This window comes from Bartonella sp. TT121SHDZB, from assembly GCF_042193415.1.
In the GTDB taxonomy this organism is placed as follows: domain Bacteria; phylum Pseudomonadota; class Alphaproteobacteria; order Rhizobiales; family Rhizobiaceae; genus Bartonella.
The window spans coordinates 1-675 of sequence record NZ_JBHILR010000057.1 but is presented as its reverse complement, the minus strand read 5'-3'; the positions used below and the strand labels follow the sequence as shown (position 1 = coordinate 675).

The 675-nt window shown below is 40.0% G+C and carries 1 protein-coding gene; it reads right to left on the bottom strand.

All coding sequences use genetic code 11. The features are described from left to right. Window positions 1-82: 82 nt before the first annotated feature. A partial coding sequence (locus ACFIKI_RS08440) for a hypothetical protein (protein WP_375666760.1) occupies window positions 83-675 on the bottom strand: 593 nt, incomplete at its 5' end.

Here is a 675-nt window from a genome sequence, read left to right as displayed (position 1 = left end):
TAGCACAATTCCTTTATAAAAAGATTTGAATTTTAGAATGAAATGTTTAAAGAGGGGCGCCCCCGCCGCGCCCGCGCGTCATTTACACAGTTGTAAAAACAATATCACCAGTGATAACAGATTCTTTATAATTGCCACCAATTTTGGTATCACCACCAATTTCAGTATAGCCAATTACCTTGGCATTGCCATAGACATGAGCATCACCATGGACCTTGCCATAAATTTTTGCATTGTCATAAATGCGAGCATCATCATAAACCTCGGCATTATCAGAAATTAAAGCATTATTGGAAACCCAAGCGCCACCATAAACCTTGCCATAAACCTTGGCATTGTCATAAACGCAGCTCCTATCATAAACATGGGCATAACCAGTCACTATAGCATTGCCATAAACCTTGGCTTCTCTATTGACCATAGCAGCGCCACAAACATGGGCATTATCGCAAACCCTAGCATTATCAAAAACTATAGCATTATCCGAAACATGGGCATTATCGTAAACACGAGCATCACCATAAACCATGGCATTGCCACCGACCCAACAATTACCATTATGAGCTAAATTTGCAACCTTATGTATAAAGCCGCCTAAATCACCAGCTTTTATATTAGCAAAATCCCTTAAAGCCCGAATGCGATAAAGAGTATAATCACCAACCTCTATTGTCT